Below are 10,066 nucleotides of genomic sequence, written 5' to 3'. Positions count from 1 at the left end.
TGCTAATTGAGAAAAGTCTGATATAATTAGTTTTCAGGATGATTATTTATATCGAACTCAGGTTTGATAATATCAATAAACAAGATGTAATTGATTTATTACATCAAGGTTGTCAAGCGATTATTCAACAACAGGGAGGAGAAAGTAAATCAGAACGTGCAAAACAAGCAAAAGCATTGATTTTACTATTAGCAGGATTTGTTGCAAACAAAGAAAGAATTAACAGCTTTAATAATGCAACCTATTCAATGGAACAATTCAATTTTACGAACCTCAAAGAAGCCGCAGGATATGCACGCAGGGGTAGTAATAGCGCGGTTTTAAAACGAATCGAATACTATTGTTATCATCCTCTTTTAGAAGATGGTAATGTCATTATAGACACACCAGGAATTGATGCACCAATAGAAAAAGATGCAGTATTAACTTATAGAAAAATTCAAGATTCAGAAACCTCAGCAGTAGTTTGTGTTCTCAAACCTGCGTCAGCGGGAGACATGACCAAAGAAGAAACCGAATTATTGGAAACAATGCGGGAAAATGCAGGGATAAGAGACAGAGTTTTTTATATCTTTAACCGCATAGATGAAACTTGGTACAATAATCAACTCAGACAAAGATTAGAAGATCTAATTAATAGTCAATTTCGAGATAGTAACAGAGTTTATAAAACTAGTGGTTTGTTAGGATTTTACGGAAGTCAACTGAAAAAAACAAGCATACAGGATAGATTTGGATTAGATTCGATTTTTGCAGAAAGTGTTAAAGGTTTAGACGAGAAAGAAGAAACACCACAATTTGTCTACGCTTTTAATAATTATTGCGTTAGTTCAGGTAAACTTTCTCCTAGTCAATTTAGAATTTCTCTCCATGGTTATGAAACTTCTAATAGCAACTATGTGAGAATTTTAAGCGAACAGGGAACACCATTAATTAACCAACTCATTCAAGATAGTGGAATTGAAGAATTTCGCACTTCAATTACTCGCTATCTGACAGAAGAGAAACGTCCCCAATTATTTAAAAACCTTGCAGATGATTTAGAAGATATTTGTATTAAACTCAAAAAATACTATCAAAATCAACAACGAGAATTAGATAGTCAACCGCGAGAAATCGAAAGTATGAAAGAATATGAGTTGCAAAAATTAAATCAGCAACTCCAACAAATTGGGAGAGAATTTAATCAACATATTCATGATGAAGTCAACAAAATTATTAACAATAATTGTGAACAATTTGAAACAGATTTTCGACAATTACAATCACGCATGGTTCGTCGTCTGGATGAATTACTAGATACCTTTTCCGTTGCAGAAGCTTATCGTCGCGCAACTTTGAGTCATCCTAGAAACGCAACTGCACCCTTATTGGCTATTTTAGTAGAGGCTTTTTATTACCTGTCAAATCAGTTGGAAGATATTTTAATAGAATCTTGTCAACAAGTAATTAGTAATCTATTCCAACAATTAATGGCAAAAATTAGAAAATCAGAATATTATCGTCAATTGTATCGCTTATTGGGTAATGATGGAGGAATTGAATCACAGGTAAAAGAAATAGAAAAAGTAATTTCTCAAACTTTAGTAAATAGTGCTAGGGTAGAATGCGATCGCTTTGTCAGAGAAAGTCCTAGATTTTATAATGAAGGAACTTTTTCTATCTATCAATTTCGACAAGTATTAGAACAAACTTCCCAAGCCTATGATGCAGAAAGTATTATTGACGCTGAACCTGCAATTAGACAATTATTAAAGTTAGATTTTGAACCGAAAGTTTCTCATACTATTCGTCAATCTTTCCGTCAAACTATCAACCAAACTATTAAAACTCAGTTATTACCAATGGGAGAAAAACAAGCAGATGAGATATTACAACAATATCCCCAAGCGCGGGCTTATTTAGAGACAACATTGCAACAGGAAGCAGGAGAAAAAATTGCCAATAATCAACGTTTGTTAAGTCAGGTTGAGGGAAAAATTGCGGCATATAATACAGCAGTTGCAGGAATTAATGGCTGTTTACAAGCGATGCAGTTATATGAACATTTACTGCCAATAATTGGCGAAGAAGAGGTATAATGTTTTTGGTGAATGCAGGGTTTTTCTGTGTTCACCTAATTTTGTTTTTTAACGAACCACAGAGACACAGAGAACACAGAGGAAGAAAGAAATGGAAGAGAATTTTCAATTTATAGATTCTGAACAAAGTGATGTTGTGATTGATTTTGATGGTTATATTTTTAAAGCCAGTCAATTAGATATAGCTTTATCAAAAGTAATCTTAGATAACGGTAGTTTAAAGCATTTAAACCATGAACTAGAACGTATCAAGAGTCGTGTTCTACCATCTGTTAAAAACCCTGATGATTGGATAAATAATGGTGTAGATTGTCAGATTTTAAAACCTAGTAAAAATTGGCAAAAAGGAAAAATCAGAATGAAAATTTGTTTAGAATTTTGTCCTGACGAACCAGAATCACCCCTTGATGACTTAAGATAAATGAAGCTAGATCATAAATAAATTAGTCCACGCAGGTGGACTTTGTTTATGTAGATGCGATTTCTCATCGCCTCAATTGTCTAAATCAGGATTTTATAAAATGTGAATTTATGTTACAATCAATAATTAATGATATACTTATTATTATAATTATTGAAGGTGTTGAGAAATAAGAATATCAACACTAAACCACATCCTGTAAATCTTAGATATCCTGATTCAGACAATATAAATCTATGTCAAACAACATCAAAACCAGAATCGAAAAATTCAACAACGGACGCAACCCAGAATTTTTAAAGTTAAAATACAAGAAACTCGCTACTGATCCATTTTATTTCTTTCGCGGAACTTGTCATTTATTTTATGAAGACCTTTCTGAAAATTCCGGGATGAATTTAGCACCTTTAACTTGGATTTGTGGAGACTTACATTTAGAAAATTTCGGTAGTTATAAAGGTAATAATCGGTTAGTTTATTTTGATATTAATGATTTTGATGAAGCCGTTATCGCACCTTGTACTTGGGAAATAGTGAGATTTATTACGAGTATTATTGTAGGTTCTCGTAGTTTGGGAGTAGATGAAAAAGAATCTCTAAATTTAAGTGAACTTTATCTCAAAGCTTATGCACAAGCTTTGTCCAAGGGAAAAGCTAAAACCGTAGAAAAAGAAACTGCTAAAGGTTTAGTTAAAGATTTATTGGAAAGTCTGAAAAAACGAAATCGTGCTGATTTCTTGAATAAACGTACTCAAGAAAAGAAAGGTAAACGACGGTTAATTGTTGATAATAAACGGATTGTTACAGCAACAGCAGCCGAACAAGAAAATGTTGAGAAATTAATTAAAAATTGGCATCATACTACAAATCAAAACGCCGATTTTTATCAAGTTCTAGATATTCAAAAACGCATAGCTGGTACTGGTAGTTTAGGTTTAGAACGTTATATCATCTTAGTAGAAGGTAATGGTTCTCCTAATCAAAACTATTTACTAGATTTGAAAGAAATTCAAGCCAGTTCTTTACAGGCTTATTTACCAGTTTCTCAGCCAGAATGGGAAACTCCAGCGACAAGAGTTGTCGCTATTCAACAACGTTTACAAGGAACTTCTCTAGCATTATTAGAAGCAATAAATGATGGTAATAAATCCTATCTTTTACGAGAATTACAACCAGAAGAAGATGGGGTAAGTCTACAAGCTTGGGATGGAAAATTAGGGCGTTTGCAAAAATTAATTCAAACAATGGCTGAAGTAACAGCTTGGGACCAATTACGCAGTGGAGGGAGACAAGGTTCTGCAATTGCTGATGAATTAATTAATTTTGGTCAATCTTCCCAATGGCATAATTCTGTTTTAGAATATGCGGTTTACTACTCTCAAAAAGTCAACCAAGATTTTGAAGAATTTTGTCAATCAATATAACCCACATTCCGCACCCATTCCCATACCTCCAGCAGTCAGAAACTACGGTTTTCAAGGTGACATTTTGACAACCAGACCATCTTACCTCTTACCTCCGTGTTCTCTGTGCCTCTGTGGTTAGATTAATGCCTTTAAACCACTTAGTTATCCCATCAGCTAAGGTACTCGCCATTTTCCGCTGTGCTTGAGGATTCACTATCTCCTCAAATTCATAGGGATTACTCATAAAACCCAACTCCAATAATACCGCAGGTGCGACACTGGGACGAGTTAAGGCTAAATTATTCCAAAATACACCATAGTTAGGTTTACGGAGATTTGTAACCACGTAATTTTGTAAAAACACTGCCATGCTGTGGGACTGGGGATGATACCAAAAAGTACCAAATCCTTTAGTATTTTCCGCATCACCATTATCCGGTAAAGAGTTATGATGGATGGAAAGGGCGATCGCTGGTTCTTCTGTATTAATAATTACCTGACGTTCCACCAAAGATAGGTCTCGATCATCTTCTCTGGTCATTACCACTTTAGCTCCGCGCTTTACCAATTCATCCCGTAGCAATTTAGAAATTACCAAATTTACATCTTTTTCTAAATACCCATTTGGTCCACTAGCGCCAGATTCTTTACCACCATGGCCTGGATCAAGTACAATCTTGATACCAGATAAAGGTAGGCGTTTGATTTGGGGAAAATGGGGGGGATGACGTAAAGTTAAAACTAGAGTTGTATTGTCATATCTCAGCTTATAACCCCACTGTTGGAGCTTTTTGAGGTTAAAGGTGTATTTCACCTGTTTAGGGCTTACCTGATGCCAATCTAGGCGAGAAATTAGGGGGTTATCATCTAGGCGAATTGTGTCTGTTTGGGCTGTAGTATTGTAAAGGGTGAGAGTGAAGAAATTATTTCCCTGTTCTACACTCACAGGAACAGCAGTTTCTAAGGGAAAAATCATCTCTGTGGCTGTATTTAGTTGCCGATAGCCCACACTGCGAATCACTGTCTGTGGTGCAACTGCACCTGCTATAATTTTAGTCTCTTTGCTATTAATCCAAGCGCCATAGTCTAAGCGCAGCCATTCACCTTCTTGACCTGTTATTGTTGCCATAGTACCCTTTGGTAAGGGTGTCAGTCGAGAATAATCTGTACCGGGTCCTGTGCGAGTAACGCCTGATTCTGATGTAATTTCTGCAACTGCTAACTGTGCTGGGGACAGAATTTCGATTTTTCCTAGCCCAGTTTGAGTTATTCTTTGATCATTCAGTTGTAAATTAAATTCAGGTTTTCCCAAGTCAGCAGCATTTGTGACTGTTGTACAACCTTGGTATTTGCTAAAACTAGAACGATTAGGCTGATTGAAACCTGTTAAAATACTCGAATTAGGAGGTAATTGTGCAAATGATGGTTGAGGTAAAAGGGCAATATTTTGATTTACTAGATTTTGATTTACTAGATTAACCCAGACAGTGGCTTGAGGTGGCGCAACTGCACTAAAACAAATTAATTCTCCTGGTAATCTGGTAATATCCACGGCAGGGGTCAAGGAATTTTTAGCAAAGCCTAAACCTTGGGGTAACTCAGGTTGGGTAGATATCCTGTTAATTTTAAGCTCTCGTTCTTGATTTTGGTAACGGACTTTAAATATATTTTCTCCTAATTGCAAGGGAAAACTGGGGGAAAAATGCCCAGACTGGCTACGTTTAATCACTTTACCATTAATTAAAACTTGTCCTGCCGGCGGTGCAGTACCAATAAAAAATATTTTTTCTGTACTGGTTTGGTAGTTTGTGGGGGGAAAAACTACTAAAAGTGATTCTCGCGCTAATGCAACCCAGGAGGTGAATAAAAAATTAAATGATACTAATCCTAATAATCCTAAAAGTTTTTTCATGGACAAATACAAGGGTTTTCAGAGTAGGAACTGTGGCAAAATGGGGAAGATGAAATAAAACATCAATTCATCCCGCATACAAGCTTCTAAAATCGTCTACAGAAATTCTCACTAGGGACGAAAATCTATTTTTACAAGTTACTAGCAATTGAAAATACTATGACTAAGTTTATCTTTGTGACTGGAGGCGTTGTTTCCAGTATTGGTAAAGGCATTGTAGCAGCAAGTCTGGGTCGTTTGCTCAAATCCCGGGATTATTCCGTTTCCATTCTCAAACTTGACCCCTATATTAACGTTGATCCAGGCACAATGAGTCCTTTTCAGCATGGGGAAGTTTTTGTTACCCAAGACGGTGCGGAAACGGATTTAGATCTGGGACATTATGAACGGTTTACGGATACATCCATGTCTCGTCTAAATAGTGTTACTACTGGCTTGATTTATCAGTCAGTTATTAATAAGGAACGCCGAGGAGACTATAATGGCGGCACTGTTCAAGTAATTCCTCACATTACCAATGAAATTAAAGACCGGATTGTCAGAGTTGCTAAAGAAACTAATCCTGCTGCGGTAATTACAGAAATTGGCGGTACGGTGGGTGATATTGAATCACTACCGTTTTTAGAAGCAATTCGTCAATTACGCAAGGAAGTCGGTCGGCGCAATGTTTTATATATGCACGTTACTCTATTGCCTTGGATTGCTTCAGCAGGGGAAATGAAAACCAAACCCACTCAGCACTCTGTTAAGGAATTGAGATCAATTGGCATTCAACCAGATATTCTAGTATGTCGCAGCGATCGCCCCATTCCTGTAGGTTTGAAACAAAAGTTATCAGAATTTTGCGACGTAGCTGTAGAATGCGTAATTCCTGCCCCAGACGCTCGTAGTATCTATGAAGTACCAGTAATTTTAGAACGGGAAGGACTAGCAGAACAGGTCCTTGATTTGTTGCAAATGGAACAACGTCAACCCAATTTACAAGAATGGGAAACTATGGTAGAACGAATGTATACTCCTAAATACAGCGTCGAAATCGCCATTGTTGGTAAGTATGTCCGGTTAAGTGATGCCTACCTTTCCGTAGTTGAATCCTTACGTCATGCTGCTATTGCTACTCACGGAGATTTGCGTCTGCGGTGGGTAAATTCCGAAGCCCTGGAAACTGAACCAGCAGAAAACTATTTATCCGGTGTAGATGGTATCATTGTTCCCGGCGGTTTTGGTAGTCGAGGCATAGATGGGAAAATTGCGGCCATTAAATACGCCCGCGACCGGCAAATTCCCTTTTTAGGGTTATGCTTAGGAATGCAGTGTTCTGTGATTGAATGGGCTAGAAATGTCGAAGGCCTATCTCATGCCAATAGTGCTGAATTTGATCCAAACACCAATGATCCGGTTATTAATCTTTTACCGGAACAACAAGACGTAGTAGATTTAGGCGGAACAATGCGCTTGGGACTTTATCCCTGTCGGATACTTCCTAATACCCTTGCTTTCCAACTTTATCAAGAAGAAGTTATTTATGAACGCCACCGTCACCGTTATGAGTTTAATAATGTTTACCGGAGTCAGTTATTAGATTCTGGTTATTTGGTCAGCGGTACATCTCCCGATGGTAGACTAGTGGAAATAGTGGAATATTCTAAACACCCATTTTTTATCGCTTGTCAATTTCACCCGGAATTTCAATCTCGCCCTAATGCACCCCATCCTTTATTTAAAGGATTTGTAAACGCTGCCATCTCTCAAGCCCATTCTACTACCAATATCCCAAAACCCCTAAAAGTCTCTTAATTTTCCATTGTTAGCATTGTCAATGCTAATTTAGCAGCACCCACCATTCCCGCTGCATTTCCTAATTCTGCTGGAAGAATTTGTAACCCTGCGCGGGAAGTTGGTAAAACCCGTTTTTCGATTTCTGCTTGTAATGCGGGTAAGAAAAACTGAAAACTCCCACTCACACCACCACCAATAATAATTGCCTGGGGTGTCAGCACATAGAGTAAACTTGTTAAACCTCTTCCTAAATCTTTACCATATTCTTGCCAAAAAGTCAAGGCTTCTTGGTCTCCAATTTTGGCAAGTGCGCCTAATTCCGCTGGTTCTTTGCCTGTACGGCGACGGATAGCAGCAATGGAAGTATATTGTTCTAAAGAACCTTGATTGCCACTATTGCACATTGGTCCATCAGGATTTAAGGTAATTAAACCTAATTCTGCTGCTGCACCTTGATGTCCCACAAATAATTTACCATCAAGAATAATTGCCCCACCAACTCCAGTCCCCAAGGTCAGTAAAATCAAATTGGGGAAATTGCGGCCAGCACCTAACCAAGCTTCTCCTAAACCAGCACAATTAGCATCATTAGCCAAAATTGTCGGTTTACCAGTTTTAGCTTCTAACCAATCTGCCAAAGGTACATTATTCCATCCTACCAGATTAATAGCAACTTTGGCAACTCTTCCCGCAGCATCAGCAGGTCCAGGAGTACCTAAACCGATAGCGGTAGCTTCCTGATTGGGGTCAATTTGCGCTATGCCATCTACTATAGCTGATAATACAGCTTCAGGTGTTGCAGGTTGGGGAGTATCTACAGATAAAGATTGCAAACAATTACCATTTGCTGTAAAACGTCCCAACTTAATCCCAGTTCCTCCTAAATCAATACCAATTACTTGTTTTGTCATTAGTCAGTTGTCATTAGTCAGTTGTCAGTTGTCAGTGGTCAGTTGTCAGTGGTCAGTTGTCAGTGGTCAGTTGTTAGTGGTCAGTGGTCAGTTGTCAGTGGTCAGTTGTTAGTGGTTAGTGGTCAGTTGTTAGTGGTTAGTGGTCAGTTGTTAGTGGTCAGTTGTTAGTGGTTAGTGGTTAGTGGTTAGTGGTCAGTTGTTAGTGGTCAGTGGTCAGTTGTCAGTGGTTAGTGGTTAGTGGTTAGTGGTTAGTGGTCAGTTGTTAGTGGTCAGTTGTCAGTTGTCAGTGGTTAGTGGTCAGTTGTTAGTGGTCAGTTGTTAGTGGTCAGTTGTCAATTACCCGTTCCCATTTCTATTGATTTTTGCTGATAACTTGTATCTTTGCAAATGGGTATGAAGTTTTATGTACCTGTTGCCAATCTGTAATTGGACTACCTTTTAAAATACCAGATAAAGCTAGAGAAAGCACTAAGCCACCTGTAGCAGCCGCAATTAATGTCATATTATCGTTCACAATCATCTCTCAGGTTGTTATTTGTTAATTGTTTTTGATTCATTGTCAATTGTTGCTTATCCATTGCCAATTGTTTTTGATTCATTGCCAATTGTTGCTTATCCATTGTCAATTGTCAATTATTCTTTCTTTTGAGACGAGGATTAACAAATTCATTTAATCCCTCACCAAGTAATGATAATCCAACCACTAAAGAAGTCATAGCTAAACCAGGAAATAGAGTAGTCCACCAAATGCCTGTAGGTAATGCTTCTAAAGCCTGTTTTAAATCATATCCCCATTCTGGTACTTCTTCAGGTAATCCTAACCCTAAAAATCCTAACCCGCCTAAAACTAAGATAGCATCTGCCGCATTGAGAGTAAATAGAACAGGTACGCTTTGAATGACATTTAAAAACAGATATCTTGATAAGACAACCCAAGTAGAAGCGCCCATGGCTTGTGCCGCTTCGATATATATTTCAGTTTTGACACTGACTGTATGATTACGAACGACGCGATAATATTGGGGGATATAGGCTATACTAATAGCGATCGCTGCATTTAAGATTCCTCTTCCGACTACAAAAGCCAATGTTACTGACAGTAATAAACCTGGTAAAGTATAAATACTATCCATGAGAAATAATAGAGCTTTATCTAATTTTCCCCCCAAATAACCGCTTACCATCCCCAATGGTACACCGATGATCATGCTCAAAGATGTTGCTAAAGTCACAACTTGCAGCGCGGCCTGCACACCAAATACACTACGGGAAAAGACATCATAACCTAAACGACTTGTTCCAAACCAGTGTTGAGCGGAAGGTGCTTGATGAATAGGGTGAGAAAGAAATTCCTTGGGGTTTTGTAACCAACCCCAACTTTGAAAAACAGGAGCAAAAAAGGCTAAGAAGATGAAAAAGAGAGTTATACCTAGACCAATCTGCATTAATCGCTGAGATAGGCTGGGATTATTCGTAAATTTCCAGAAATTTGGTAATCGCTTTTTTGTAATCGTCATCTAAACACCGGCTTGCTAAATTTGATTAAGTAGGTAAGT

The 10,066-nt window shown here is 37.8% G+C and carries 8 protein-coding genes; 4 read left to right on the top strand and 4 right to left on the bottom strand.

Annotated elements, in window-relative coordinates:
- The first annotated feature begins 38 nt into the window (after positions 1-38).
- The 3 genes from ACIR131C_RS23630 to ACIR131C_RS0119920 all read left to right on the top strand — a co-directional run bounded on the left by ACIR131C_RS23630 (position 39) and on the right by ACIR131C_RS0119920 (position 3,926).
- Positions 39-2,081: a dynamin-like GTPase family protein gene (locus ACIR131C_RS23630; RefSeq protein WP_231395510.1), complete on the top strand. Its 2,043-nt coding sequence runs from the start codon at positions 39-41 to the stop codon at positions 2,079-2,081.
- 91 nt (positions 2,082-2,172) lie between these two features.
- Positions 2,173-2,502, top strand: coding sequence for a KGK domain-containing protein (locus ACIR131C_RS23625; protein ID WP_035372590.1), 330 nt, complete (start codon positions 2,173-2,175; stop codon positions 2,500-2,502).
- A gap of 236 nt (positions 2,503-2,738) precedes the next feature.
- Positions 2,739-3,926 (top strand): DUF2252 domain-containing protein, encoded by a 1,188-nt coding sequence (locus tag ACIR131C_RS0119920; protein WP_028091580.1) that lies wholly within the window; start codon positions 2,739-2,741, stop codon positions 3,924-3,926.
- An 88-nt stretch (positions 3,927-4,014) separates the two neighbouring features.
- Here ACIR131C_RS0119920 and ACIR131C_RS23620 read toward each other — a convergent pair whose 3' ends face one another.
- Complete coding sequence (locus tag ACIR131C_RS23620) at positions 4,015-5,820, bottom strand: N-acetylmuramoyl-L-alanine amidase (protein WP_051347643.1); 1,806 nt, start codon at positions 5,818-5,820, stop codon at positions 4,015-4,017.
- A gap of 159 nt (positions 5,821-5,979) precedes the next feature.
- Between ACIR131C_RS23620 and ACIR131C_RS0119910 the strand changes: the two genes are divergently transcribed.
- Entirely contained in the window at positions 5,980-7,617 is a 1,638-nt protein-coding gene (locus tag ACIR131C_RS0119910) for a CTP synthase (protein ID WP_028091579.1), read from the top strand.
- Here the strand turns inward: ACIR131C_RS0119910 and ACIR131C_RS0119905 are convergent.
- The 3 genes from ACIR131C_RS0119905 to ACIR131C_RS0119885 form a co-directional block, all read right to left on the bottom strand.
- Positions 7,614-8,510, bottom strand: coding sequence for an ROK family protein (locus ACIR131C_RS0119905; RefSeq protein WP_028091578.1), 897 nt, complete (start codon positions 8,508-8,510; stop codon positions 7,614-7,616). The two genes, ACIR131C_RS0119910 and ACIR131C_RS0119905, sit on opposite strands and share 4 nt — an antisense overlap.
- A 352-nt stretch (positions 8,511-8,862) precedes the next feature.
- The gene (locus ACIR131C_RS26320) at positions 8,863-9,024 is read right to left on the bottom strand and encodes a hypothetical protein (RefSeq protein ID WP_196811819.1); all 162 of its coding nucleotides are present in this window, start codon (positions 9,022-9,024) and stop codon (positions 8,863-8,865) included.
- A gap of 115 nt (positions 9,025-9,139) precedes the next feature.
- On the bottom strand, positions 9,140-10,027 hold the full coding sequence (locus ACIR131C_RS0119885) for an ABC transporter permease (RefSeq protein ID WP_028091577.1): 888 nt from the start codon (positions 10,025-10,027) through the stop codon (positions 9,140-9,142).
- Positions 10,028-10,066 lie beyond the last annotated feature (39 nt).

The sequence above is a fragment of the Dolichospermum circinale AWQC131C genome (assembly GCF_000426905.1).
Taxonomy (GTDB): Bacteria; Cyanobacteriota; Cyanobacteriia; order Cyanobacteriales; family Nostocaceae; genus Dolichospermum; species Dolichospermum circinale.
Note: the sequence above shows the minus strand (reverse complement) of the source record. Positions and strands in the feature narration are given on the sequence as shown.